This is a genomic window from Paraburkholderia panacisoli, assembly GCF_008369935.1.
Lineage (GTDB): Bacteria > Pseudomonadota > Gammaproteobacteria > Burkholderiales > Burkholderiaceae > Paraburkholderia > Paraburkholderia panacisoli.
The window spans coordinates 1-26,187 of sequence record NZ_VTUZ01000039.1 but is presented as its reverse complement, the minus strand read 5'-3'; the positions used below and the strand labels follow the sequence as shown (position 1 = coordinate 26,187).

The following is a 26,187-nucleotide window of genomic DNA, read 5'->3' as shown; positions in this document are numbered from 1 at the left end:
CGAGGGCGATCCGAGTCAAACCAACAGGCCACCCGGACCATGCAAGCTACGGAACTCGAACAGCGCATACTCAAGCGATCGCTGCTCGGCACGGTGCTGATCGCGGTACTCGGCATCACGGTCGGCATTCTCAGCGGCTCGCTCTCGATCATCTTCGACGGGATGTTCTCCGCACTCGACGCGGCCATGTGCAGCCTCTCGCTGCTCGTGACCCGCCTGCTCAGCCAGCAGAGCAGCAGACGTTTCCAGCATGGCTTCTGGCATATCGAACCGCTGGTGCTGACCTTCAACGGCAGTCTGTTAGCGGTGCTGTGCTTTTACGCGTTCGTCAATGCGATCAAAGGCATGCTCGATGGCGGGCATGAACTGGAGTTCGGTTGGGGCATGTTCTATGCCGTGGTGGTCAGCATCTTCTGCTTCTTCATGTTCTTCAGACAGCGTCGCCTGAATCGCAGCATCGAATCCGAACTGGTCGGCCTCGACACCAAAAGCTGGCTGATGTCGGCCTGCATCAGCTCGGCGCTGTTGCTCGCGTTTTCGATAGCATGGATTCTGGAAGGCACGCGTTACCGCCATCTGACGCCGTACTTCGACCCCGGCGTGCTGGCGCTGCTGACACTGGTTCTGATACCGATGCCGGTCGGCACGGTCATCGGCGCAGTCAAGGAAGTACTGCTCATTACCCCGCAAGACCTCGACCGCACGTTGCGCGAGCTGATGCACGCGCTGACGTCGGACTATGGTTTCGTGTCGCACTCGCACTACGCGACACGCGTGGGGCGCGGCCTGTTCGTCGAAGTTCATATCGTTCTGCCCGAGGCGATGGAGCACGCCGGCATCCGTCAACTCGATCTGATCCGCGAGCGGATCTCTCACGCGATCGGCGAACCGGGCCCCGACCGCTGGTTGACCGTGGCGTTCACACGCGACGCGCGCTGGTTGTAACGCTCCGCCCGAAGCGAAAGCAAATTCCGCGCGCGATCCGGGCCGCGGTTGATTTGCCATAGGTTGTCACCTAGAATTTTTGCTAGCGCCCTCTTCTGGAACCTGAAGACGTGACTTCGAACAGCGGAAAACCGGTGTCGTCATTCGTTCCTCAGGGCATGCCGGGCCTGTGGGTCATCCTGTTCGTCATCTGGATGATCGCCAACGCGTCGCTGGCCGTGGAGCCGGCGCTCGTCGGCGCGGCGATCACGTTCGTCCTGGCCCACATGTTTGCGTCGTCGAGCGAAGCATGGAGCCGGCTGCGACTCACGCCTCGCGCGCTCTATCACTTCGTCGCCTATAGCGGCACCTTCGTCGTCGAACTGGTGCGCGCCAATCTCAACATGATGACGTATGTGTACGCGCCGCGCATCGATATCAAGCCGGGCATCGTCAAGGTGCGCACCCGTCTGGAATCGCCGATCGGCCGCCTCGCGCTCGCCAATTCGATTGCGCTCACGCCGGGCTCGCTGGTCATGGATATTCGGGACGACACACTATTCATCCACTGGCTCGACGTCAAGACAACGGATATCGACGAGGCCACGCAAGCGCTGGTGATCCCGTTCGAAAAGCATCTGGAGAAAGTCTTTGGCTGAGATCATGCTGCGGATCGCCACGGTATTGATCTTCTTCGCGATCCTGTTCGGCGTGATCCGTCTGATCCTCGGCAAGACGCTGATCGACAGGATCGTCGCCATCGACATGCTCACCGTCATCTCGATCTCGCTGATTGCGCTGTACGCTCAGGTGTCGGGCCGTTTCGTCTATATCGATGTGGCGCTCGTCTACGGGCTGCTCAGCTTTCTCGCCGTTCTCGCGATGGCTCGCTTTCTGGAAAGGGGGCTTTGAACCGTGCTCGAACTGCTCGTGCTGCTGGTGTGCGCCAGCATTCTCGTCAGCGGCATCCTGGCCGTCTGCCTGACGAATCTGATGGCCGCGATGGTCAGTTCGGGGCTCGCGAGCCTGTTCGCCGCCGTGGCCTTCCTGCTGCTCGCCGCGCCCGACGTGGCGATGGCCGAGGCGGCGATCGGCTCGGGGCTCGCGACGTTCATCTTTCTCTACGCGATTCGTAAAACCGGCTATCAGAAGGGCTAGCGCATGATCGAACTGATCGGCAGCGTGTTCATCCTGGCGGGCGCGATATTCCTGTTCTCCGCCGGCCTCGGCCTGTTGCGCATGCCGGACGCGTACACCCGCATCCAGGCCGGCACCAAGGCCTCAACGCTCGGCAACATGCTGGTGCTGATCGGGCTCGCGTTCTATCACCCGAGCTGGACGTTCAGGCTGATCCTCGTCATCTATTTCGTGCTGGTGACGAACCCGGTGTCGTCGCATGCGCTGTCGCGCGCGGCGTGGCTGATCCGCACGCCGATGACATCGTCCACCGTGACGGACGCGCTCGCCGCCGAGGACGAGCGCGCAGCCGCGCCGAAGGAGTCGTGATGCGCCGCGTGTTTGTCATGGTGACGGTCGCGCTGTTCGCGCTGGTGTTCTGGCGCCTCATCGACGGCTACAGCGAATTGCAGGTGCTGCGGCCGCTCGCGCAATACTACGTCGTGCAGGGGCCGATCGAACTCGGCGCGCCGAACATCGTCACCGGCATTCTGATCACTTACCGCGGCTTCGATACGCTTGGCGAAGTCGCGGTGCTGTTCATGGTCGCGGCGAGCGTCGGCTTGCTGTTGAAAAGCGAAAGCGCCGCAACTGCAACCGAGGCAGCAACAGAAGCCGAAGCTGAAGACGACAACGTTGCGCGCAGGCAACCCGGCGAGATCGTGCGAACCGGCATGCAGGTGCTGCTGCCGATGATCCTGACCTTCGGCGCGTACGTGATCGTCAACGGTCATCTGTCGGCGGGCGGCGGCTTCCAGGGCGGCGCGATCGTCGCATCCGGCGCGATGCTGATGCTGCTCGCGCGGCCGGGCGCGGCGCTGAACGTCGCGCTGCTGAGCGTCGTCGAATCGTTCGCCGGCGTGATCTATGTGATGATCGGCATTCTCGGTCTGGTGCTGGCGGGCGGCTTTCTCGATGCCCGCTTTCTGCCGCGCGGCGAGTTCGGCGCGTTTTTCAGCGCCGGCGCGATACCCCTCATTTCGGCGTTGCTCGGCGTGAAGGTCGGCGCGGAGCTGAGCGTCATCATCGACCGGTTCAGAAGCTGAGCGAGGAGAACGGCGCATGACCACGGGCCTGCCGGTTTCGACCATCCTGCTGATCACGGGCTTCTGCCTCGCGCTGATCGGCTTGTGGGGGATGCTGACCCAGCGCAACATCCTGCGCATCATCATCGGCTTTGCGGTGATCGACACGGGGCTGCATATCGTGATGGTCGCGACGGGCTATATCCGCGGCGGCACGGCGCCGATCATCGACGCTGCGTTGAGCAAGGCGGACGCCGCGCGGCGCGCGATCGACCCGGTGCCCTCGGCGCTGGTGGTCACGGCAATCGTGATCGGCCTGTCGGTCACGGCGGTCATGCTGGCATTCGCGATCCGTCTGTACGCGGCGAAAAAGACGCTTTCCATCGACGCATTCACCGAGTCGAAATGGTAGCCGCGCTGTTTCATCCGCTGCATATCTTCATTCTCGGCCTGGGCGGCGGCTTCGTCATTCCGCTGCTGTACCGGCTCGGCAAACCGTGGCTGACCGCCGGCTTCTTCATCGCGCTCGCCGGCATCGTGCTCGTGAGCGGCGTGTCGTTCTTCGGTCTGCTGGACGGCGGCCAGACGATCGAAGTGCTGACCGCGGGCGCGCAGCCGCCGGTCTCGATCAATCTGCGCTTCGGTGTATGGGAAGGCTTCTTCACGCTCAGCGTCAACGTGGTGGCACTGCTCGGCGCGCTGCAATTGTGGGACCGTCTGCGCGGCAATTACGCCGCGCTGCTGCTGTATCTGATTCTCGTGATGGGCATCGACGGCATGGTGATGACCCGTGACCTGTTCAATCTGTTCGTGTTTCTCGAGATCGTCTCGATCGCCACGTACGGGCTGCTCGGGCTGGATCGCACGCCGGCTGCGCTGGCCGCCGCGTTCAAGTACATCATGGCGACGGTCATCGCGTCGACCCTGTTCCTGCTCGGCGCGGTGCTGCTTTACTACGTGACGGGCACGCTGAACATCGACGACCTGATCGCGGTCCGCGCGGGCCTCGACAGTCCGATCGCCGTCACGGCGGTGCTGCTCGTGTTCGCCTGCCTCATCATCGAACTCAAGCCGTTTCCGGCCAACGGCTGGGGACTCGACGTCTACGAAACCGCGCCGAGCGGCATTGCCGCGCTGGTGTCGGTCGGCGTGTCGGCCGGCGTGTTCTTCGCGCTGCTCAAGCTGCTGCCGCTGTTTGAAAATCTGCTCGGGCTGATTGCCGTCTCCGGCGGCCTGACCTTCCTGTTCTCCAATCTGCTCGCGCTCAAGCAGACGAAACCGCAACGGGTGCTCGGCTATTCGTCGATCGGACAGATGGGCCTGCTGATGCTGGCGCTCGCGCTGCTGCGCCAGGTGGGCGCCGATACCTCGATCCCGCTGGTGGTCGGCGGACTGTTCATCAACCATCTGTTCGCCAAGGCGGGGCTGTTCTGGCTCATCGGCATTCTCAGGCGGCACGGCGTCTACGCTCGCGCGATCCTGTCGCGCAGTCCGCTGCTGATCGGTCTGCTCGGCCTCTTCATGGTCGCGATTGCGGGGCTGCCGCCGTTTCCCGGCTTCTGGGCGAAATGGGAACTGGTCATGCAGTTGACCGTCGCCGGCAAGCCCTACTGGATCGCGCTGATTCTGACCGGCTCGCTGCTCGAAGCGGCCTACATGTTCCACTGGTTCGTGCGGGCGCTGCATCCGTCCGACGACGAGGTCACGGCCGGCCCGGAGCTGGCCGCGCTGCTGCCGCTATTTGGCGTGGCGGTGCTCCTGATCGCCGCTGGCTATGCCGGCGCTTCGTTCTCGGGCGCGGCATCCGCATGGCTGTTTTCGCCGCTCGTCGCGGGCGCGCTGCTCTATGCGGGCGATCGTCTGCCGGGCCGGCTCAAGGGCGTGCTGACGCTGATCATCGTCGCGCTGGTGGGCCCGTGGCTCGCCGAAGCGACCCAGGGCATCGCCCAGCTTTTTGCGTGGCTGCTGCTCGCCGGCAGCTTCGTCATCGCGGCGGCGAGCCTCTATCGCAACGATGTGCGCTCGGGCTTCTATCCGATGCTGGTGGTTTTACTGCTGTCGATCCCGGCGCTGCTGCGTTCCACCACGACGCTCGAATTCTTCTATAGCTGGGAGATCATCACGCTGTCGTCCTGCTTCCTGATTGCGAAATGCCGCAGCGCGGGGCCGCACGTGCTGACCTTCCTGCTGTTCTCGCTGCTGTCGGCGTTCTTTCTGCTGGCCGGTTTCGCCGCCGTCGCCGCGCTCGACGGCAGTATCGAACTGGCGGCGCTCGTCAGATCGGGCCCGGACGCGAGCCGCGCATTCGTGTTGCTGGCTGCCGGTTTTCTGATCAAGGCGGGCGCCATCGGCGTGCATGTGTGGCTGCCGGGCGCGTACACGGAAGCGGAAGACGACGTGACCGCGATGCTGTCGGCGGTCGTCAGCAAGGTAGCGATGTTTGGCCTGCTGATCGGCACCTATCTGACGATACGCTCCGAAGTCGGACTCGACCTCGCGCACGGGATGGCGTGGATCGGCATGCTGACGACCCTCGCGGGCGCACTGATGGCGCTGCGGCAAAACGACTTCAAGCGGCTGCTCGCGTATTCCAGCATGAGCCAGCTCGGCTATATCGTCACCGCGATAGCGTTGATGAGCCATCTCGGCTGGGTCACGGCGCTGTATCTGATCGCCAACCACATGCTGGTGAAGGGCATTCTGTTCCTCGCGCTGGCGGGCATCATCCTGCGCACGAGCACGCACAACTTCGCCGAAACCGGCGGCCTTGCCCGTGCGATGCCGTTCACCTTCGCGCTGGTGCTGGTCGCCCTCGTTTCGATGTCGGGCTTGCCGCCGCTGATGGGCTTCGGCGGCAAGTGGCTGCTGCTGAGTGCAATGACGAACAAGGGCTGGTACGGCCTCGCGGTGTGCACACTGATGGCGACCTTCGTCGGCTTTCTTTACATGATCCGCATTGTCAGCGGGCTGTTCCTCGGGCGTCGCCGGGCGGGACAGCCCGAAGTGAGCGAAGCGCCGCTTCTGCTGCTCGTGCCGCAACTGGTTCTGGTGGTCGGCATCATCGTGCTGTCCTTCTTCCCGAAGCTTTTGATCGAACCGGTTTCGGCGGCGATCGATCCGCAGTTTGCCTCGACGCTGGTGTGGGAAGGCATGTCGCTGGAGAGCATCTACGGTTTCTGGAATCCGACGCCGGTCGTACTCGTGGTGCTGGCCGTGGCCGCGGTGCTGTTCGCGCTGTTCATGCTGTTCTATCGCAGCCGGCGCCGGAAGGACAGCAAGGTCCCCGGCTTTTTCAGGTTCTACCGGCCGATCCTCGCGCGTACGGTTCCGCCGTTTGCGATGATGTTCTGGCGCGGCGTGTCGCACTTCGCGCTCGCCGCCGCGGGCGGGATACGCAAGGTCTATACCGGCAATGCGCAGACCTACGCGCTTCACGTACTCGGCTATTTTCTGGTGATCTATTTCGCCAGCACGGGGCTTGGCGGCGGTTGGGCGCGATAGGAACCGCGCTGATCGCGGCCCCCGGTTTCGTGTCCTCTACCTGACGTCCTGGCGCAACTCCTCCGCGGTTTTCGCTATCGCCCTTGCGAACTGCGAGATCTGCCGGCCGTGTTCGATCAGATCCATCGCCAGCCGGAAGGTCTGCACATCGGCCTTGTCGGCGAGTTGCAGTTTCGCCAGCACCACCTGGCGCGCCGCCGCCGCCAGCTTTTCGATCTCGCCTTTTTCCGCGATGACCTCCGACGCTTCGCTCGCGCCGGCCTCGTCGATCGTACGGATCGCCCGTTCGAGGTTGCGCATCACGACGTCCGTGAACTGCGTGGTCGCCGGATCGCGCAAACGTGTGAGGTCGATCTGGTGCGTCAGCCTCTGCTGGCTGGCCGACACGAGGTTGGTCCCGACAATGCCGCTGATGCTCTCCAGGTTGGACGCGACCTGTGTGAACCCGACCATCTGCCGGCCCTCGTCCTCGGAGTGCTCCACCTGTGACAAGTGGCCGATATACTGAAGAATCTCCGAGGCCAGCCGGTCGGTTTCCTTGTCGTGATCGAGCAGAAGGTTGATCTCTTCGATGGTGCCGTTGGACACCATCTGCGTGCCGCGCCGGACGATCTTCAGCACCTCGTCGCCCAGCCGCGTCAGCTCGATGCGCACTCGTTGAAGCCCGACCGAAGGCACCGTCAGCGACGATTTGTCGAGATAAACCGGGTCGCCTGTCCGTTTGGCCTCCTGCGCGCGCTTCGGCACGATGAACTCGGCAAGCCGGGCAATCGGTCCGGTGAACCAGATCAGGATCAGCGTGCCTGACACGCTGAATATCGTGTGCGCATTGGCGACCTGGCGCGGCGTTTCGGCCGCCAGTCGCGCTACGCCTTGCAGCTCGGGATGCGACGGCGAGACATACCGCACCAGGTCCGCCATCTGCGGGATGAAGAACACCCAGAACAGCACGCCCAGCACATTAAAAACCAGATGCACAACACCCACCTGGACCGCCTCGGCTGTCTTCCCGATCGACGCGAGCAGCGCCGTGCCGCACGTGCCCACGTTGGCGCCGAGGATGACCGCGATGCCCACTTCGAGCGGCATCAGGCCCTGCGCGCCCAGAGCGATCACGATGGCGAGCGTCGCCGCCGAGCTTTGTACGACGGCGGTGAAAATGGCGCCTACCAGGATGGCGACCACCGGGTTCTTCATGTCCTGCATCGCGTCGATGAAAGGCTGGAACGTGCGCAGCGGACGCGTCGCATCGCCCATCAGTTCGATCCCGAGGAACAGCAGACCCAGCCCGAGAAGCACCCGGCCAATCTGCCGCAACAGCTCACGGCCGCCGAACGCATGCAGCACGAAGCCGATCGCCAGCATGAACGGCGTCAGTCTCGATACGTCGAAAGCGATGATCTGCGCGGTGACTGTCGAGCCGATGTTCGCGCCCATGATCATCGGCACCGACTGGGTCAGCGTCATCAAGCCGGAGGAAACGAACCCGACCATCAGGACCGTGGTGATGGTCGACGAATTCAGCAGCGCGGTCACGACGGCGCCGGCCAGCACGCCGCGGAACCGGTTCGCGGTCAGCATGCCCAGCAGCGCCTGCAACCTCGATCCGGCGATCGACTTCAGGCCGCCGGTCAGGAACTCCAGGCCGAGCAGGAACAGCGCGAGGCCGCCGATCAACAGCCCGAAGATCTCGACCAGATTCAGGCTGCTGGCATCTATTCCTGCGGAATAAGGAGTCATGGTGCTGTGCCTTTGGTCATGATGCGCGTTCATGAAAAGAATCACCGCGGACGGTCTGCCGGTTCCTTCCGTCCCGCGCGATGTGGCGCAACCAAGCGTTCGTTACTGTTCGGCCGCCTCACGCGAGCGGCGAGTTTCCATCGTAATTCAGCCGGCCGTTTTTCGACAACAGGACCGCGACGGGTCTCGTCATTTCGAACTCCGAGAAAATGATGATCACGATGACGGTGATCGGCACCGCGAGGAACGCGCCGGAGACACCCCAGATCGCCGACCAGACCGCCATGCTCGCGAGGATCGCAAACGGACTCAGGTTCAGCGAGTTGCCCATCAGGTAAGGGTCGAGTATGTTGCCGATCATGAATTGAATGGCGGTCAGCGACAACAGCACGATCAGCACTTCGTTGACCTCACCGAATTGCAGCACCGACATCAGCGTCGGAAAAACGATCCCCAGCACCGAGCCGATATAAGGCACGTAGTTGAGCAGCGCAATCAGCACCGCCCACAGCCCGGCGAATTCGAGACCGACGCTGCGCATCGCGCCCCAGCAGATGGCGCCGAGCACCACGCCAAGCAGCGTCTTCAGTGCGAGATAGGCGCCGATGCGCCGGTTGATGTCGGTAACGACGCTCTTGATACGCGCGGCGTTAGCCGAATTCGACGATATCTTTGCCAGCTTCTCGTTGAACGTGCGTTGCTCGACGAGCAGAAAGCTTGCATACAGCAGCACGACGAAGACGTCGACTATCACCGACGACAGCGACGTCAGCATGCTTGCCACGAGCGCCTGAACGTTGAACTGGGCGAGCATGTCACGCCGCAGCGAATCCCAGGTGGGCTCGGTTTCCAGATGCAGAAACACCGCCGCTTTCTGGATCAGCGTTAGGATGGACTCCTGATAGCGAGGCGCCAGCGCGACGAGAGCGTCGTAGTTCTCGACGAGCATGTCGACAGCAAGGAAAATTCCGGCTGCGATCACGAACGCGGACAGCGCATAACGCAACTGGATCGGCATCCGCTCGCCGATCACCGGAGTTCGCTCCAGCAATCGCGTGAAGCCGACGATCACATAGACTGCGATGATGCCGAACACCATGGGAACGAAGACGGTGCGCCCGATGTAGAGCACCCAGCCCACAATCAGCAGCAGTATGACAACGGATACGGACGCCTGCAATCTGTCGGTCATGTGTCAATGCTCCATTGATCTGCGAACTGCTTGCGTTGGGGTATCGCCGAATCCGATAGCCGCAATTATCGCCTGCGCCGACTGCGCGAGCCACTCACCTTAGCGCATCGCGATGTCAATTGGCACAACGGCGCCGGGGTCAGGCCATTTCGTTTCGGCACGGCAGCTAGGCCTTCACCTTCGCCGCGACCTGGGAAATCCGATCCCTCACGACGCCAATCGCCTGCTTGAGCGCATACACGTCCTGAAAGTAGCGATGCGGAATCCGTATCTCGCTTGCATGTGCATCGATATCGTCGATTTCATCGCGCCACTTTGCGATCTGGCTTGCGGTCGGCTGCGGGCTTTTCCACGTTTCATCTTCCAGCGATTTGATTTCCCGGTACCACACGACCAATCTCTTTTTGATCCGCGCCTCCACCATGCGCGGCAACGCCTGCAGCAAACCGATCAGCAAGGCCATGAACGGCAGCAGAATAAGGAATCGTCTTTCGATCAGGCTGGCCAGCCAGAAGGGAAGGTAACGCTGCAGAAACGGCCGCCCGGATTTGAAATAACGCGTGCTTTCGTCGGAGAGGGGAAACTCCTCGGTGTTCAGATTGGGAAACGTGCCGAGCGGCGTGAAGTAATCTTCGCCGCCGTGGACCGTTTTGGCCGCATCCAGCAGCAGATAGACCAGCGCCGGGTGCAGCGTGTCCTTCGAGACCAACAAAGCCGTGGCGGCCAGCAGCGTGACATCCTCGCGCGGCAGATCCTTGACGATGCTGGTCGACGCACGCGGGTAGATGACCTTCGAAAGCGACGGGAATTTCTGCACCAACGCTTCGGCCTGCGCGAAGTTCATCAGCTTGAGATCGCTGTTCAGCAGCGTCTTCTGCATCGGAGCGTCGGGTCTGCCGATAAAGAACGCAGCGTCCAGTTGACCGCTTTCGAGGCCTTGATATGCGCTGGAAGCATCCATTTCCACCAGCGTGGTGTTGTCGCGGGTGACGCCGCTATAGCCGAGCAGAACCTGTGAAACGTTAAGCAGCCCGCTGCCGGGTACGCCAACGGCAACCTTCTTGCCGCGCAGTTGCGCGAGCTTGTCGATAACGGTATCGCCGCGATAGAACACCCAGATCGGTTCATATGACACGGCGGCGATGGTCTGCAACTGATCCGTTTCTTGGGGACTCGTGGTGCCGGACTGGATGAAGCCCACTTGATATTCGCTGTCGGGATTCGCGAGCCGCTGATAATTTTCGACCGAACCGGAGGAACTGCGGATATCGAGCGCAATGCCTGCGCGCTTCAGGAGCGGCGCATAGCGATCCGCAAAGCCTCGATAGATACCGTTGTCGGCACCGCTTGTGATGACGATCGTGCGCTGAAGAGCGGGTTTGATCGCCGTCACCAGCGCCCACCCGAGCACGGCCAACAGTACGATCACGCAGATGATGAGAAGCCGCCGGCGCTCCCGCGTCATGCGGGCTTTCTGGACACGTTGAAGCACCGGATTGTGTCTGACCATCGCAAGCCCTCTCTCGTCAGGCTTTCCTTGGGTGGACTGGCTCGCGGCGAGCGTTGTTTTGCAGCGCCGTTGATACTCGCCGGAACAGGGAGATGTTCATCGCCTCACGCGTGTGGCTTGCTGTCTCGCTAGCCATGCCGAACAGGAAACCGGATAACGCGGCCGCTCGATCATCCCGAGCCACCGCTTTCGAGTTCATTCTGGTCGCTCAATTCTTCCGCTTCTCCGGTCTTACGATACCAGATTGTCTTGTCGCGACGATGGCCGTCGAGCGCTGAAGAGCCGTTGAAAGGCCACTGAAGGTTGGGGTGCAAGTGCGGTTGCGGTCGTCATCTCGCGGGGCTGTTGCTGGCGTTCGAGCGGTCATTACTTATACGACTTCCTACCACTTATTCATTCTCAAATAATTTTTCGAATTTCCGTCATTCTGCTGTTAGCCCTATATTTACAGATCTATAACAAAACACTAACTTACACTTCGGGTAAATACTGCATGTACGATAACGCTCACATCCAATAGAATTTATACGTCATCGTATAACTGGCACCGGGAGACAGGATGAGCGGAATTCTGCCGAACGGCACGTGCATGGACGCAATGTCTCCCAATTCACTGACTCTGAACGGCCACGTCGCAAAGGGGAAATCAGCCCGTCCCGCGTCGTCACATTTAGCGCGCTTTCGTCAACGCGACCGATGTGCCGGCTCCCGTATCGCCGCTTCAAAGCGGATTCCAGTTTGATCGACAACTGACCAAAACCACCGATCACTCAGGCGACGGCCCCGATCGCCGGACTTGTCGAGAACAAAAAAACAGAGCCTCCGCAACCCCGTTGAACTGAATCGACGAAGCATCTGAATAGTTAGTATTCTTTATTAAAAGGATGGTCCATGCTTTACAGATTTGGCGTTATCCCATGTTTAGTCGTCACACTCGCCGCCTCGCTGGCTGCTTGCGGCAGCGGTGACAACTCATCGTCCGCTGCGACCGGCAACACCGCCACGACGCCCGCAGCGCCACCCGCTCCGTTCAAGGTCGGCGTGACAAAGAACGACGCCGCGCTTCCGCCGGCACCGCAACTGCCTACGGACGCCCAGGTCTGCAGCACGCTCGAAGCAAGCAACTCGCTGGTGCGCCAACCCAGCGGCGCGCTTGGACCCGAGGCCGATAACGGCACGACATCGGCCGTTCTCAATCCGGATCAGGCGCGCATTCAGGCTGCGCTCGACGCGTGCGGCGCCGCGGTCGACGCCCAGGTCGGCGCCGCCATCTCCGCGGCGGACGCCTCTGCCGCGGCATCGCAGACCGCAGCGGCGGTGCCGAACGTCAACATCGCGGGTGCATCCGCGCAGCAACTGGCGGCTCCGAAATACCGCGCGTCGCAGTTCGCCGTGCGTCTGGTGGTGTCGAGCACCGGCCCGGGCAACGCGTTCATCAGCGGACCGCTCACGCTGCCGTCCGGCGTCACGCTGTGGGTCGATACCGGCGTGACCGTCTACGCGACCCGCGACGTGATGGCCTATGCACCCAATGCAGCTGGCCCGTACTGCGCGAACACGGCTGTCAGTTCGACCAAGGCCGGCAGTTCCAGCAACTGTCTGCCGCTGATCGGCGGCAGCTACCTCGTGAATTCGGCGGTTGTCGGCGGCGGCAGCATCGACAGCCGGGCCGCGTCGGAGATCGTCAGCTCGAACAAGCTCTATCCGCTGATGCGCGTCGACCTGACCTGCACGAACACCTACGCGGCCTATTCGCAGGGTCTGCAGGCCACCACCGGCGCGCCTTGCGACGACGGCGGCACCTTCGTCAACACAACGGCCTCGGCCCGGCACATGACCTGGTGGGATCTGGCATGGCTCGGCAACATGATCGAGAACGGCACGACCGGCGTCGGTTCGCAGTCGAATTTCCGCATGATGGTGTTCAACTACGCGAAGAATCTGACGCTGTTCGGCATCACGCTGAACAACAGCGCCAATTTCCACGTGGTGCCTAGCGGCGTCGACGGCCTCACGGTCTGGAACGTCAAGGTTCAGACGCCGTCGCTGTCCGCTTCGGCGAACCCGGCGGGTAACGGCAATCCCAACTATCTGGGCATGGTGCCGACGGTCGACACGGCCAAGAACACCGACGCGTTCGATCCGGGTTCGTCGTCCAAGCCCGTGGTCCAGGCGTTGACGATCGGCAGCACGAAGACCTCGACGGCCGGCAAGATCTCGTTCGACGGCTACCTGAAGAATGCCGTGTTCGCCTACAACTACATCAGCACCGGCGACGACGACATTTCCCCGAAGGGATCGAACAACCCGAGCCCGGCTGGCTCAGGACTGTTCGGCATCGACGGTAATCGCAACGTCGCGACCGACCGGAAGTACGGTTTCGTGATCGCCCACAACCATATTTACGCGGGCCACGGCATCTCGATCGGCAGCGAAACCAATGCCGGCGTCACCAACATCCAGGTCTACGACAATTCGTTCGACGGCTCGGAACAGGCGCTGCGCATCAAGTCGGATTGGGCGCGCGGCGGCATCGTGACCAACATCAACTACAACAACATCTGTATTCGCAATAGCGGTCAGGCGCTGCTGTTCACACCGTACTACAGCACCAAGGCGTTGCCGAATCCGACCTCGCCGCTGTATCCGGACTTCCACGACATTTCGCTGTCGAACATCCATATCATCGGCGGCACGTCGGCGATCTTCGAGGGATTCGAAGCGAATAGCGGTGGCATCACGCACGCGGCACTCCCGCTCGGCATGACGCTCACCAACGTTCTCGCCGATTCGCCGAGCAACGTGGCAGTCACCACGTCCGACGCGAACCTGACGCTGAACAACGTGAACCTGCCGATCTTCCCGTCGACCGCAAACCGGGTCGTGCTGAACGGCAACGCATCGCAGTCGCTGAGCACCGCGAACGCGGTGGATTGCAGCAGCGCGTACGTCGATTTTCCGGGCATCGGGGATTCGTCGCCGTCCGGTCAGACGTGGACGGGTTCGCAATAAGCGGGGTGAGCGATGGCGTGCAGCGTGAATCATGCTGCACGCACGGATGCCGACGCTAGCGTTGACGCATCCGTTTGAACGGCCCGTTCGAGGTTTCTCGAACGGGCCGTGCTGCTTTTACGTGGCACGAGGTCGCTGCTCGGCGGATGGAACGAGTGCGCCGTCAGGTTGCGCCGATAGTCACTGACCCCTGCGGCCGAGGCCGAATACGCTCGATCACTCGCTCGCCGAATCGACAGGCATTTCAGAACCGCTGCCGTCCGTGTCCCCTCGTTTTGGCCGCCGGACTGCTCTCACCTTGCCGCTGTTTCCGCCGCCGCAGAAGAAACGCTCGCCACCATCGGACTCAAGCCCTGACACGGTCATTCCGTCCGGCATCTCGACGCTCTCCAGCACTTCCCCCGTTCGAGGATCGATCCTTCGCAGCTCGCTCGCGTCATCTTCCCAGGTGCCGTGCCACAGTTCGCCATCGACCCAGGTGACGCCGGTGACGAAGCGATTGGACTCGATCGTGCGGAGAATCGCGCCCGTTTCGGGATCGATCTGATAAATCTTGCGCTCCGGGTAGTGCCCCACCCAGAGTGTCCCTTCGGCCCAGGTGAGCCCCGAGTCGGCACCGCCGCCTGGCGCGGGGATGGTCGCGAGCACACGACCGGTGCTCGGGTCGATCTTCCGGATGCTGCCGCCGGCGATCTGGAACAGATGCTCGCCGTCGAAGGCCGTGCCCGCGTCCGCGGCGACGTCGATCGAGCGCAGCGCCTTGCCCGTCGCGGGATCGAAGGCGTTCAGCCGGCCGCCGCCGGCAATCCAGACTTGCTGGCCGTCAAACGTGACCCCACCCACTTTATCGACATCCGGAAAGGGCCCATATTCACGGATGATTTCAGCCGCCGATCGCTTCATGTCGCCATCCTAATCGCAGGGTAATGGAGAGGGGAGTAACAAGGTCGTCGCGAATCCGGGCACGGGCGGGGTCGTCCAACGCCGCGCTCGCCCACGGCCGAACGACTGCACCTTGCCCGCCGCCGCGAGCGAGTCGAGTGCGCGCTGCACGGTGCGCTGACTCGCGCCGAGCACCAGCGCGAGGGCCGAACTGGACCACGACTCGCCGTCCGCGAGAAAAGCGAGCACTTGTGCATGCTCGCCGTCCACCGGCCGTGCGAGCACGGCGACCTCGCTTGCGCGGCGCGGCATCAGCGCGAACCCGCGCCTGGTCGCGCTCACGCCCCCTAGCGTTCCAAGCGCCGCGCGCAGCCGCCCGATTTCGACACGCAAGCGCGCGCGATGCGATTCGTCCGCGCGCTTCGCCCGGAACGCACGCGCGACGAGGGTGTCCCTCGGCACGTCGTCGGGCCATGCTTCGCCCAGCGCGCGGGCGAGCGCGAATAGCACCGGCCGGCTGGCAAGCGAAACAATCGTGCCGCCGTCACGCACGACATGACGGCATGCATCCACGACGAGCGTTTTCGACGCCAGCAAGGTTTCGACCTCTTCGAGCAGCAGGAGCCGCTCTTCGCCACGCGCAATCAGACGCGCTGCTGGCGTGTTCAACAGGAGTGCAGCGCTTTCGACCTCCGCCATCAGCGCCGGAATGCCGGCCTGGCGCGCGGCGCGCTCGGCCCGTGCCAGCGCCGCGCGCGCGGGCTTCGTGTGCAGGCGCCGCAGCGCGACGCCTGCCACGACCAGTTCGTGAGCGGCCCTCAAGGCCGGCGGGAAAAGTGTGGGGACGAGTCCGGCAAGCGCCCGCTCCGCGTCGTCGAGATGCCCGACCAGCAACAGACGCCGCACCAGCAGATAGCGCGCGTGCGCGGCGTTCATTCGGTCGCCATGCGCTTCGAGCGTCGCCCGCGCGGCGTCGAGCGCCTTCGCGGGCCAGCCCAGCTCGCGTGAGGCGAGCGCGATCTCGGCCTCGGCGACGACACATCTCGCGCGGGCCACGACGTCGCCGGACCCGAACGCTCGCGCCGCGCTTCGCATGAGCAGCTTCGCCCGGGAGAAATCCCCGAGTTGCGCCATCGCGATGCCTCGCAGCGCGAGCGCCGCCGCGTCGCCGCGCAACGCGACACGGTTCAATGCGCCGAGCGGATCACCCGCCGCGAGCGCTCGCGCCGCGGCCGTGATCAGCGAATCCATGGGTCATCCCAATCCCGCCACACTTGTCACTCCCATCCGCCGGATGTCCGGTACTAATCTAGCACGACCATCAACCGGTACACGACGCCGTAACGGGAATGGCTCGCACGGCGACGCCCAACCCACGGAGGGACTCATGACGACGACACACATGACCGGAACGCGTGAAGAGTGGCTGGCCGCACGGCGCGAGTTGCTCAAGGCGGAGAAGGAATTCACGCGGCGCGGCGACGAGCTGACGCAGCAACGCCAGGCGTTGCCGTGGGTGAAGGTCGACAAGGACTACCGGTTCGAGACCGATGAAGGCAACGTGTCGCTGCCCGGGCTCTTCAAAGGGCGCTCGCAGCTTCTCGTCTACCACTTCATGTTCGGGCCGGACTATAAGGCGGGTTGCCCATCGTGCTCGTCGATCGCGGACGGGTTCGACGGCTTCGCGGTGCACCTGGCGAATCACGACGTGATGCTGTGCGCGGTATCGCGCGCGCCGCTCGGGAAGCTGCAGACGTACAAACGGCGGATGGGCTGGACGTTTCCGTGGGCGTCGGCGGCGGGCGGCGATTTCAACTTCGACTTCAACGTCTCGTTCACCGAGGAACAGCAGCGCAACGGCGACATCGAATACAACTTCGCGCGCGGCGGCCACGCGATGGACGTGACGCCGGTGCCGCCGCCCGTCGCCGAATTCGCGGCCATGTCCGGCACCGACGCGGCCACCTACTCGCGCGAACGGCCGGGCGTGAGCGCGTTCATCCTGGAGGACGGCGTGGTCTATCACACCTATTCCACCTACGCGCGCGGCGTGGACGCGCTGTGGGGCATGTACCAGTGGCTCGACCGCGCGCCCAAAGGGCGCAACGAGACGGGCATCTGGTGGCGCCGCCACGACGAGTACGACGAGCGATGAACCCGCTCGCGCGAACCATTCACGCTGCCGGGACCGCGCAGCGCTCGCGGCGCGTGAGATCCGACGCGGTTTTCGTCGGCGTGTCCGCGCTGTGCTTCGCCGCCAGCACGGCGGCGACGATCGCGGGCAGCGCGTCGATGTCGGCGATGGGCGAATTGCCGATGCCCGGCGGCTGGACGATGTCGAGGGCGTGGATGCCGATGTGCGGACAAACGTGGGCCGGTGTCGCCGCGTCGTTCGCCGGCATGTGGGTCGTCATGATGGTGACGATGATGCTGCCGTCTCTCATGCCGATACTGTGGCGCTATCGCGAAGCGGTTGGCGGGACGCGCGTCGGGCGGCTTACCGTGCTTGTCAGCGCGGGATATTTTGGCGTGTGGGCCATGTTTGGCATCGCCGTTTTTGCGCTGGGCGTCACGCTTGCCGCGCTCGCGATGCAGCTGCCCGCGCTGGCCCGCGCCGTGCCGGTTGCGCTCGGCATGGTCGTGCTGCTTGCCGGCGCGCTGCAGTTCACCGCGTGGAAGGCACGCCACCTCGAATGCTGCCGCGCGACAAGAGGCCACTGCCGCAAGCTGACGGCGGACGCCCGCGCCGCATGGCGGCACGGCGTGCACCTCGGTCTTCACTGCTGCCACTGCTGTGCGGGACTGACGATGATCCTGCTGGTCGCCGGCGTGATGGATCTGCGCGCGATGGCCGTCGTGGCAACGGCCATTACGTGCGAGCGTCTGGCGCCAGGTGGCGAGCGCGTCGCGCGTGTGGTGGGCGCGGTGCTGGTGGGCGGGGGGCTGTTTCTCGTTGCGCGAAGCTTCGTGACCGGTTGAAAGCGCGGCAATTGCAGTGTTCCGGCGCCGCTGCGTTCGGCTACAGTAAGTAGCTCGAATGAATCATTCTTCAGGTGCCCGCGGGCGCGGCGCCCCAATCGTTTGAGACACGACTTCCCGCCTGATTGACTCGACCAGCTTTCGGGGGGAATTATTCTTCGTCGACTCGCGGACCGGGCCCGAAATTCGAACAGATGGAAACGCCCCGCCGACGGGCCGGTGCATTTGATTCGTGGATGCAGTCAGTTGGAACGATGCCGCTTTCTGACCCATGGACAGCGCACCGCGGCCACGGTCAGCGCATGCGCTGCGGCCGGGCCGGCGGTGTCTGTCGCGCAACGGGGTTGGGGTTCAGCCCGAGTGCTTGAGGGTCGTCTGCGCGTGCGGTGCGCGCCACGACCGGTACTGCACGAGACTCGCGACGAGCGTGACCAGCGAGCAGCCAATCACATACCACGCGGGCGACGCGGCGGACCCGGTGACCCGGATCACCGTCGACGCAAACAGCGCTGCAAAGCCGCTGAAGACGACGACGGACACGTTATACGCCAGCGCGATCCCGCTGAAGCGCACCTGCACCGGAAAGAAATCCGCAAGCAGCGACGCCCACGTGCCGCTCGCGAGCGAGAACACCAACGCCGCGAGCACGAACAGGGCCGTGAGATTCATGCTGTGCGCAACGAGCGCCACATAGAAAGGATAGCTGAGCGCGACTAGCAGCACGCACGAAAGCCTCAGCAGATGGCGTCGCGGCACGAAATCACCGGCCCAACCCGCCGCGAGCAGACCTATCGAACTCACGATCAGATACGCGTTCTGAGCGATGGCGGCATCGCGCGGATCGTAGTGCAACGTCTGCACGAGATACGCGGGCATGTGGCCGTACATGATGCCGTTGAAGCCCGCCATCACCGCAATCGACAATGCGCCGGCCACCACCGCGGCGCGATGATGGCGCAGTGTTTCGCGAAACGGCTGCTTGACCACGGCGCCGTGCATCTTCGCGAACTCCGGCGACTCGTCGAGCTTGCGGCGCAGCAGATATGACACGACGCCACACAGCCCGCCGACAAGAAACGCAATGCGCCACCCGTATGCGGCAGCATTAGCCGGCGACAGCGTCGACTGCACCGCAAGATTCACGAAGGTCGCGAGCAGCACGCCGGTGTTGACCGCGCAGATGATGATGCCGCCCGCGAGGCCCGCTCGACGCGGCGCGGCCTCGACCGCATAGGTGATCGCGCCGGGCAATTCGCCGCCGACGCAAAAGCCCTGCACGACGCGCAGCGTGATCAGCGCGATCGGCGCGGCGACGCCCCAGCTTGCGTAGTCGGGCAGCAGGCCGATGCTGATCGTCGCCGCCGTCATCACGACGATCGATGCAATGAACACGGGCCGTCGTCCGATGCGGTCGCCCAGGCTGCTGAGCACGATGCCGCCGAGAGGCCGGATCACATAGCCGATCGCCAGCACCGAGAACGTCAACAACATACTGATCAGCGAATCGCTCGCCGGGAAAAAGCGCGCGGCGATGTAGTGCGCAAAGAATCCGTAGACCACGAAGTCATAGAATTCAAGCGAGCCGCCGAGGCTCGCGATCAGAATCATCTTCCATTGCGCGCGGCTCAGGCCCGTCGTACCGACGCCGTCCGCCGCAGCGGCCCGCATGTGCTCCGTCTCCATTGTCTCTCTCCACTTTCGGATGAAATTGCGGCGTGGCGCGTTGGGATCTTCGTCCCGCGTCCACGTCGGAAGGGGTAGCGGGATGGCGGCCGTGACGGCCGCCATCCCGTCGAACCCATCAGGCCAACGCAGCCTGTCGTGATATCGCGCGGTATACGCCGGTGCGTTCGAGCAGCGCGTCAACTCCGGCGGGGTCGTTCGCAACACCATAGACGTAGCGATCCGGTCTGAGCAGCACGGCACGCGCGCCGGTCGAAGCAAGCCAGTCGCGCAGCGCGCCGTCGCCTGCCGGCACGACCACGACCGGTTGATCACGCTCGGTGTCGAGAGCGGCTTGCGCGTGTTGCGCCAATTCGTCGAGCGCGACCAGCGCGAAGCGATAGCCGACGGCATCGTCGAGCCGCGCGCCGTCCGCGCCGCACGGCTGCGGTGCGATCTGGCCGCCCTGGGCGGCGTCGTGATAGCCGTCGCCCAGACGCGGCTGCGGAGTCTTGAACTGCCGGATCGCCGCGGTCATTTCGCGGTCGCGCGTATCGGCCGCGGCGCGATCGGTTGCCTGGATCACCGTGCCGAGCTGCACCGCCGTTTCGATAAACTCGCGCACGTGCGGCTCGCGCTCGCTTTCGTAGGTGTCGAGCAGCGAATCGGGCAGCCGCCCGCCGACTACATCGGCGAGCTTCCACGCGAGGTTCGCCGCGTCGCGGATACCGGCGGCCATGCCCTGCCCCATGAACGGCGGCGTCTGGTGCGCAGCGTCTCCCGCGATCAGCAGGCGGCCGCGCCGCCATCCCTGGGCGATCACCGAGTGGAACGTATAAATCGCGGAGCGTTCGAGTTGCGCATCGGCCGGCGTGATCCAGCGTGCAAGGCGCTCCCAGATCCATGCGGACGTGCCGAGCCGATGCTCGTCGTCGCCCGGCATCACCATGATTTCCCAGCGGCGCCGGTTGTGCGGCCCACGCGTATAGGTGGTCGGCCGCTCGGGGTCGCAGTACTGAATCGAGTAGTCGCCCAGGTCCGCACGCTCGCGATCGAGCAGCACGTCGACCACGACCCAGCGTTCGTGTGATTTCAGATCGGCCAGCTCGGTGCCGATGAAGCGGCGCACGGTCGAGCGCGCACCGTCGCAGCCGACCACGTAGCGCGCCGTCGTGTGCGACAGCCTTCCTTGCGCGGTGTCCTCGAAACGGATGCGCACGTGGTCTTCGCGTTCGTCGATCGCGAATACTTCGTGGCGCAGTCGCACGTCCGCGAGCCCCGTTGCCGCGAGCTGCGTGCGCAGGGTGCGTTCGAGCTGCGGCTGATGGAACTTGTAGCTCGCGCACCAGCCGTGCGGGCCGATTCCGGGCGGCCGGCTCCAATCGATCAGCAACTCGCCGCGCGCGTTGACGAACTTCATGCCGGGGCCAATGAACAGATCCGGCAGCATGGATTCGGCAATGCCGATGGTCTGGAACACGCGCATACACTCGGCGTCGAAATGCACCGCGCGCGGCAGCACGAACACGTCCTTGTCGCGCTCGAATACGACGACCTTCAGCCCGCGCAGCGCGAGCAGATTGGCGAGCGTCGCGCCGGTCGGACCGAAGCCGACAATCGCGACGTCATAGTCCGGCGCGCTTCGCGCCGAAGACTCGATGAAATCCCTCATCACTTTCACCTGCTTCAAGGTTGATGGCGCCGCATCCGCGAGGAAGCGGCGCGCACGCATCAGACTTCGTCGGCGATCGGGTTCGAGAGCGTGCCGATCCGGTCGACTTCGACCTCGACGACATCGCCCGCTTTCATGAAGAGCGGCGGATTGCGTTTCGCACCCACGCCGCCCGGCGTGCCGGTGACGATCACGTCGCCCGCGCACAACGGCGTGAAGGTCGACAGATAGGCAATCTGTTTCGCGATGCCGTGAATCAGCATTTCGGTTGTCGCGCGTTGCACTTCCTGACCGTTCAGGCGAGTGACAAGGGTCATCGTGGCGTTGGCTTCGATCTCGTCGCTCGTGACCATCCACGGCCCGAATGCGCCGGTGCGATAGAAGTTTTTGCCCGGACCCCACTGCCCGGTGTGACGTTGCCAGTCACGCACGGAGCCGTCGTTGTAGCACGCGTATCCGGCGATGTGATGCCACGCGTCCTGCTCGGCGATGCGACGGCCGCCCTTGCCGATGATCACGGCAATTTCGCCTTCATAGTCGAATTGCGTCGACTCGGGCGGACGCAACATGGGCTCGCGCGAGCCGACCTGCGAAGCCGGCACGCGCACGAAGATCACCGGGTTCTCGGTGGTCTCACGGTTGGTTTCCTTCACGTGCTCCGCGTAGTTCAGGCCGACGCAGAAGATCTGCTCCGGATTCGGAATCACCGGAAGAAGCGTGACTTCCGCGAGCGGATAGTCGGCCGATCCGCCGTCGACGGCGCGCGCGGCTTCAGCGAACGCATCGGCGACGATGAGCGCCTTCAGATCGGCGTAGCGGCCATCGAGACGTTTTCGCAAATCGAACACCGACTGCCCTTGGACGACTCCGAACGACGGGCCTTCATGCGTGGCAAAGCTGGCGAGTTTCATTTGTTCCCTTGATAGAAAGAGGCGATAGACCTGAAAAATTTGTGCCGTTAAATTGTTGTTTTATCGTATTTTGAGAATACACTAACAAACAAGCAGGATACAACGCGATTTTTATCAGGGTTTATCACTACCAAGGAGACGAGATGACATCGACGAAGCCGAAGCGAGCCGGCCTGTCGCTAAGCCACATGGGCTTCTACGTGAACGACATGGCACGCGTAGAGGACTTTTATTCGCGCGTGCTGGAGTTCACGGTGACCGATCGCGGCAGTCTTGCGACACCGCGTGGCGACGTGCGGCTGGTGTTCCTGAGCCGCGATCCCGCCGTGCATCATCAGATCGTACTGGCGAGCGGCCGCCCCGAGCACCTCGCGTTCAATCCGATCAATCAGATCTCGTTCGAGGCGGACAGCCTCGCGTCGCTGAAGCGGTTTTATCGGCGCTTCATCGAGGAAGAGATGGAGGAGATCACGCCCGTCACGCACGGCAATGCGATCTCGTTCTATGCACGCGATCCCGAGGGCAACCGGCTGGAGCTGTTCATCGACACGCCGTGGTATGTCGATCAGCCGATGCGCTTCCCTGTGGATTTCTCTCTGCCCGATGAGGCATTGATGGCGTCGGTCGAACGTCACGCGCGCGGTTTGCCGGGCTTCCGGCCGCGCGCCGAGTGGGAAGCGGAGATGGCAAAGCGAATGGGGATCGGCTGAGGGCTAGCGCGCTGAGTCGCGGAGGCGTTGGACGCGATTAGAGCGTTTAAAGCGCTTGAGCCACACTCAACGCGCTTGCACCGCGACTCGCCTAGCCCGCGATGAACGCCCGCGTGCGCTGCGAAGTGCGCGCGGCCGCCTCGCGCAGCGATTCAACGAGCCGCTCGATGTTCACGAATTCGAGCCGCGGCGTCGGCACGATCAGCGCGAGCGATGCGACCGCCTCGCCCGAATCGTCGGCGAAAAGCGGCGAGGCGATGGCCGCCACGCCGTCCTCCAGTTCGCCCTTCGACAGATAAAAGCCGGCGCGGCGAATCTTCAGCAACGCGGCGCGAAATGCATCGAGCGTGTCGCCTAGGCCGCTGCTGGCGATTTCCGCGGCGTGCTGGTCGAACAACGCCGCGAGCTTGGCCTTGGGGAACGTGGACAGAATGACTTTCGGTGCGGCACCGCGAAAGAGCGGGCGGGGACGCCCGCGTCCATAACGCAAATCGAGCTTGACGTCGTGCGTTTCGCGATGCGTGTCAACCAGTTCGTCGCCGTACCAGCGCGACATCACCACGTCGAAACCGGAGTGCTCGCTCAACTCACGCATGATGGGCTGCCCCACTTTGAGCAGCGGGTCCGACACGCGCAGGTGATAGTCGAGTTTGATGATGCGCGGGCCGAGTCCGTATTCGCCGCCTGGGAAACGCACCAGCATGCCGGACTCCACCAGTTCACGCACATAGCGATACGCGGTGGGCAACGAGCAGTCGAGTTGGGCCGCGACTTCTTCGGCGCTGAGAAACGGCCGCGCCTCTGAAAACAGTTCGAGAATGGAAAGAAGCTTGGCGATACTCGACATCGAAGGATGAGTTCCCGGTTGTGGTCGGCAAATTATAGCCAGATGGATGGGGTGGCAGCCGCTGTTGCACGCGCAGGGTCCAAAGTGGCGCTCCCGGCGATTCCCAGATCGAGGCGATGGACTAGCTTCGGATTTCGAGCGATCTATACTCTGCGATACGGCCAATGATCGGATCGAGAGGGTCTTGTGGGTCTAGTGGATCTTGTGGATCTTGTGGACCGGCAGCTTGCCACGCACAGCCGCTTCACTTATAAAGTCTGAGCCAGTGTTCGAACGAGCGGCGCACCGCTTGCATCCGCGGGGCGCGTCTTTGGAGCAGACGTGCATGTTGCCGCGAAGGGACGGCAAAATATTCGCTTGCGTCGTGCCTGGAAGCGGAATATGACCCGTCCCCGGTTTGCCCAATCATGCTTACCTGACAGAGGTTCCTTCGATGCTGCGACGTATCCTGGCTTCGAGCCGCTACATCATGATCATTCCCGTCGTCGGGACGTTTGTGGGTGCGCTGGCGTTGATCCTGTACGAGTCGATCGTGCTGTTCTCGAGTGTCATCTTTGCGATGCGCAACGGCCCCGTGGCGACCAAATCGGTGAAGATATTCGCGGTCGGGATCGTCGAGGCGGTCGACGTCTTTCTGATCGCTATCGCCGTCTACATCATCAGCATCGGCCTCTATTCGCTGTTCATCGACGACAAGCTGCCGTTGCCCAAGTGGCTCGAAGTCAACAATCTCGAAGACCTGAAGGGCAATCTGGTCAGCGTCGTGATCGCGGTCCTCGCCGTTCTGTTTCTGCGCGAAGCCGTCGCCTGGGACGGTACGCGTGAAATCGCGGCTTTTGGCGGCGCGCTAGCACTGCTAATTGCCGCGCTGACATTCTTTCTGATGAAGAACAACAGCCGGCGGTAATGATGCCGCGATAGCCACGCGGCCGGCTTCAGGACGAACCGATCATTCGAATTGCCGCACCGGCGCAATACCCATGCAAACAGCTAGGTGCTGGCGACCAGCAATTCCTCGGCATTGTTCGGCGGCCGCAGGTCATCCGGTCTGCCCGCGAAATAGCGCTGCGTAAGATCGGCCGCCGACACATGCCGGGCCTCCCGGAAGCCAGCTTCATGGGCCAGCGCCAACACCTGCTGCGGCGTGAAGAAACTCAGGAAAGGCGTGCCGCTCGCACGCGCACCCTTCTCCGCCATTTCGAGCCCGGGCCGCACTTCGGGGTCGGCCATCTCCAACGGCAACAGAAACGTCATGGCGAGCGTCGAGCCTGGCGCGAGGTCCGCAACCTGACGCAGCGTCGCCGCGTTCGCCTCTTTCGTCAGATACATGCTGACGCCGGTGGAGACCACGATCGCCGGCTTGCTGTCATCGAAGCCGGCAGCCGTGAGCCCGTCTCGCCAGGTTTCTCCCGCCTCGAAGTCGACCGGCACGAAGCGCAACCAATCCGGCACGCCGAAGCCAAGCTCGATCAGGCGCTGACGCTTCCATGCCTGCGGCCCCGGCTGATCGACCTCGAACACCGCGAGGCGAGACGCGATCTCCGGCCTGCGCTGCGCGAAGCTGTCGAGGCCCGCGCCGAGAATGACGTACTGTGTCAGCCCGCGGCCGGCCTGCTCCACGACCAGATCCTCGATGAAGCGCGCGCGAGCCACAATCGAAGCGCGGAAAGGGCGCGTGAATTGCGGGTCCATGTCCCCGCGACTGCGCCATCCGTCGCCGGGCGCCAGCAGTTGCAGGCCGATTCTGTCTTCCAGCACGTGGGGCGGGGCATCGGCCTCGACATGCAGAGCGCGCCACAAGGCGACTCGCGCTGCCGTGCTGTCCGGCGCCGCATCTCCCTTGTCGTTCATGACTTTCAATCCTGTTTCCTGGTCGTTAGCGAATCGCGGAGAACGTTTTCACAGACCATCCGCATCGGGCAATGCGACGAGAATATCATCTGAAATAGACCGTGCAGGTACAATCGGCATAGGGGACGGCTATGAGGCCGTACCCCTGCCACACCACCCGGCATGCGGGTCCGCACCGGGCGGTTCGGGGAGTTGAGGTTAGGAGAGTCGGGGTACCCCCAGCCGGTCGAAGTAAGCGATGGTCAGCATGCGGTTGAGCAGCCGGTCACTATTGCGCCACCAGCGGCGACTGTTGGCCGCCACCTGTTGCGCAACATCGGCCGATGCCCCCAGCGCACGCAGTTCGCGGTAGATGGTGGTGCCACGGCGCCAGTGTTTAAGCTGGAGGGCTCGCAACCGGTGACGCATCCATTCGTCCAGTTCCAACCAGACTCGTGGCGTTTGCGCCAGCCGGAAGTACGCCTTCCAACCTAGGACATAGGGCCGCAACCGCTCCACCACGTCCTTCATGCTGCGCCCGCCAGAACGACGGGTCAGGTCACGAATGCGCTGTTTGAACGCCAGCAGCGGTTTGGCCGCCACCTTGCGTTTGA

General features: G+C 63.4%; 24 protein-coding genes. 13 read left to right on the top strand and 11 right to left on the bottom strand.

The annotated features are described in order from the left end of the window. The first annotated feature begins 39 nt into the window (after positions 1–39). The 8 genes from FVF58_RS38115 to FVF58_RS38080 all read left to right on the top strand — a co-directional run bounded on the left by FVF58_RS38115 (position 40) and on the right by FVF58_RS38080 (position 6,626). Positions 40–945 (top strand): cation diffusion facilitator family transporter, encoded by a 906-nt coding sequence (locus FVF58_RS38115; protein ID WP_149674844.1) that lies wholly within the window; start codon positions 40–42, stop codon positions 943–945. 134 nt (positions 946–1,079) lie between these two features. Further along, complete coding sequence (locus tag FVF58_RS38110; protein WP_246217373.1) at positions 1,080–1,583, top strand: Na+/H+ antiporter subunit E; 504 nt, start codon at positions 1,080–1,082, stop codon at positions 1,581–1,583. Beyond that, positions 1,576–1,836 carry an MrpF/PhaF family protein gene (locus tag FVF58_RS38105; protein WP_149674842.1) on the top strand — a complete coding sequence of 87 codons (261 nt, stop codon included), beginning with the start codon at positions 1,576–1,578 and terminating at the stop codon, positions 1,834–1,836. Before FVF58_RS38110 ends, FVF58_RS38105 begins: the two co-directional genes overlap by 8 nt. Before the next feature lie 3 nt (positions 1,837–1,839). Then, positions 1,840–2,082, top strand: a complete 243-nt coding sequence (locus FVF58_RS38100) for a hydrogenase subunit MbhD domain-containing protein (RefSeq protein WP_149674841.1) — start codon at positions 1,840–1,842, stop codon at positions 2,080–2,082. Positions 2,083–2,085: 3 nt separating this feature from the next. After that, entirely contained in the window at positions 2,086–2,430 is a 345-nt protein-coding gene (gene mnhG, locus FVF58_RS38095; RefSeq protein WP_149674840.1) for a monovalent cation/H(+) antiporter subunit G, read from the top strand. Continuing rightward, positions 2,430–3,146, top strand: coding sequence for a hydrogen gas-evolving membrane-bound hydrogenase subunit E (mbhE, locus tag FVF58_RS38090; RefSeq protein WP_246217372.1), 717 nt, complete (start codon positions 2,430–2,432; stop codon positions 3,144–3,146). Before mnhG ends, mbhE begins: the two co-directional genes overlap by 1 nt. Before the next feature lie 16 nt (positions 3,147–3,162). Further along, positions 3,163–3,537 carry a sodium:proton antiporter gene (locus tag FVF58_RS38085; RefSeq protein WP_149674838.1) on the top strand — a complete coding sequence of 125 codons (375 nt, stop codon included), beginning with the start codon at positions 3,163–3,165 and terminating at the stop codon, positions 3,535–3,537. Continuing rightward, positions 3,531–6,626 (top strand): complex I subunit 5 family protein, encoded by a 3,096-nt coding sequence (locus tag FVF58_RS38080; RefSeq protein WP_149674837.1) that lies wholly within the window; start codon positions 3,531–3,533, stop codon positions 6,624–6,626. Before FVF58_RS38085 ends, FVF58_RS38080 begins: the two co-directional genes overlap by 7 nt. A 36-nt stretch (positions 6,627–6,662) precedes the next feature. On the opposite strand, the gene FVF58_RS38075 is transcribed toward FVF58_RS38080, so the two are convergent. The 3 genes from FVF58_RS38075 to FVF58_RS38065 form a co-directional block, all read right to left on the bottom strand. Further along, entirely contained in the window at positions 6,663–8,366 is a 1,704-nt protein-coding gene (locus tag FVF58_RS38075; protein WP_149674836.1) for a Na/Pi cotransporter family protein, read from the bottom strand. Between the two features lie 118 nt (positions 8,367–8,484). Further along, positions 8,485–9,558: an AI-2E family transporter gene (locus FVF58_RS38070; protein WP_149674835.1), complete on the bottom strand. Its 1,074-nt coding sequence runs from the start codon at positions 9,556–9,558 to the stop codon at positions 8,485–8,487. Between the two features lie 166 nt (positions 9,559–9,724). Continuing rightward, the gene (locus FVF58_RS38065; protein WP_149674893.1) at positions 9,725–11,023 is read right to left on the bottom strand and encodes a TAXI family TRAP transporter solute-binding subunit; all 1,299 of its coding nucleotides are present in this window, start codon (positions 11,021–11,023) and stop codon (positions 9,725–9,727) included. 936 nt (positions 11,024–11,959) lie between these two features. Here FVF58_RS38065 and FVF58_RS38060 point away from each other — a divergent pair. Then, positions 11,960–14,080: a glycoside hydrolase family 28 protein gene (locus FVF58_RS38060; RefSeq protein WP_149674834.1), complete on the top strand. Its 2,121-nt coding sequence runs from the start codon at positions 11,960–11,962 to the stop codon at positions 14,078–14,080. Positions 14,081–14,296: 216 nt separating this feature from the next. Here the strand turns inward: FVF58_RS38060 and FVF58_RS38055 are convergent, their stop codons facing one another. Together FVF58_RS38055 and FVF58_RS38050 are read right to left on the bottom strand one after the other, a co-directional pair. Beyond that, positions 14,297–14,983, bottom strand: a complete 687-nt coding sequence (locus tag FVF58_RS38055; RefSeq protein WP_149674833.1) for a Vgb family protein — start codon at positions 14,981–14,983, stop codon at positions 14,297–14,299. A 9-nt stretch (positions 14,984–14,992) separates the two neighbouring features. Continuing rightward, positions 14,993–16,213, bottom strand: a complete 1,221-nt coding sequence (locus FVF58_RS38050) for a helix-turn-helix domain-containing protein (protein ID WP_149674832.1) — start codon at positions 16,211–16,213, stop codon at positions 14,993–14,995. A 136-nt stretch (positions 16,214–16,349) separates the two neighbouring features. Here FVF58_RS38050 and FVF58_RS38045 point away from each other — a divergent pair, with 136 nt between their 5' ends. Both FVF58_RS38045 and FVF58_RS38040 read left to right on the top strand, forming a co-directional pair. Further along, positions 16,350–17,117 carry a DUF899 domain-containing protein gene (locus FVF58_RS38045; RefSeq protein ID WP_149674831.1) on the top strand — a complete coding sequence of 256 codons (768 nt, stop codon included), beginning with the start codon at positions 16,350–16,352 and terminating at the stop codon, positions 17,115–17,117. Further along, complete coding sequence (locus FVF58_RS38040) at positions 17,114–17,941, top strand: DUF2182 domain-containing protein (RefSeq protein ID WP_149674830.1); 828 nt, start codon at positions 17,114–17,116, stop codon at positions 17,939–17,941. Before FVF58_RS38045 ends, FVF58_RS38040 begins: the two co-directional genes overlap by 4 nt. A 351-nt stretch (positions 17,942–18,292) precedes the next feature. Here the strand turns inward: FVF58_RS38040 and FVF58_RS38035 are convergent, their stop codons facing one another. The 3 genes from FVF58_RS38035 to FVF58_RS38025 form a co-directional block, all read right to left on the bottom strand. Then, positions 18,293–19,624: an MFS transporter gene (locus FVF58_RS38035; protein WP_246217371.1), complete on the bottom strand. Its 1,332-nt coding sequence runs from the start codon at positions 19,622–19,624 to the stop codon at positions 18,293–18,295. Between the two features lie 118 nt (positions 19,625–19,742). After that, positions 19,743–21,275: a bifunctional 3-(3-hydroxy-phenyl)propionate/3-hydroxycinnamic acid hydroxylase MhpA gene (mhpA, locus tag FVF58_RS38030; RefSeq protein ID WP_149674829.1), complete on the bottom strand. Its 1,533-nt coding sequence runs from the start codon at positions 21,273–21,275 to the stop codon at positions 19,743–19,745. A 59-nt stretch (positions 21,276–21,334) separates the two neighbouring features. Next, complete coding sequence (locus FVF58_RS38025; RefSeq protein ID WP_149674828.1) at positions 21,335–22,186, bottom strand: fumarylacetoacetate hydrolase family protein; 852 nt, start codon at positions 22,184–22,186, stop codon at positions 21,335–21,337. A gap of 143 nt (positions 22,187–22,329) precedes the next feature. Here FVF58_RS38025 and FVF58_RS38020 point away from each other — a divergent pair, with 143 nt between their 5' ends. After that, positions 22,330–22,896, top strand: coding sequence for a VOC family protein (locus FVF58_RS38020; protein ID WP_149674827.1), 567 nt, complete (start codon positions 22,330–22,332; stop codon positions 22,894–22,896). Between the two features lie 91 nt (positions 22,897–22,987). On the opposite strand, the gene FVF58_RS38015 is transcribed toward FVF58_RS38020, so the two are convergent. After that, positions 22,988–23,743 (bottom strand): IclR family transcriptional regulator, encoded by a 756-nt coding sequence (locus FVF58_RS38015; protein WP_149674826.1) that lies wholly within the window; start codon positions 23,741–23,743, stop codon positions 22,988–22,990. 433 nt (positions 23,744–24,176) lie between these two features. Between FVF58_RS38015 and FVF58_RS38010 the strand changes: the two genes are divergently transcribed. Beyond that, positions 24,177–24,650, top strand: coding sequence for a YqhA family protein (locus FVF58_RS38010; RefSeq protein WP_149674825.1), 474 nt, complete (start codon positions 24,177–24,179; stop codon positions 24,648–24,650). An 83-nt stretch (positions 24,651–24,733) separates the two neighbouring features. Here the strand turns inward: FVF58_RS38010 and FVF58_RS38005 are convergent, their stop codons facing one another. Next, on the bottom strand, positions 24,734–25,594 hold the full coding sequence (locus FVF58_RS38005; RefSeq protein ID WP_149674824.1) for a class I SAM-dependent methyltransferase: 861 nt from the start codon (positions 25,592–25,594) through the stop codon (positions 24,734–24,736). A 198-nt stretch (positions 25,595–25,792) separates the two neighbouring features. Next, a partial coding sequence (locus tag FVF58_RS38000) for a group II intron maturase-specific domain-containing protein (RefSeq protein ID WP_281291334.1) occupies positions 25,793–26,187 on the bottom strand: 395 nt, incomplete at its 5' end.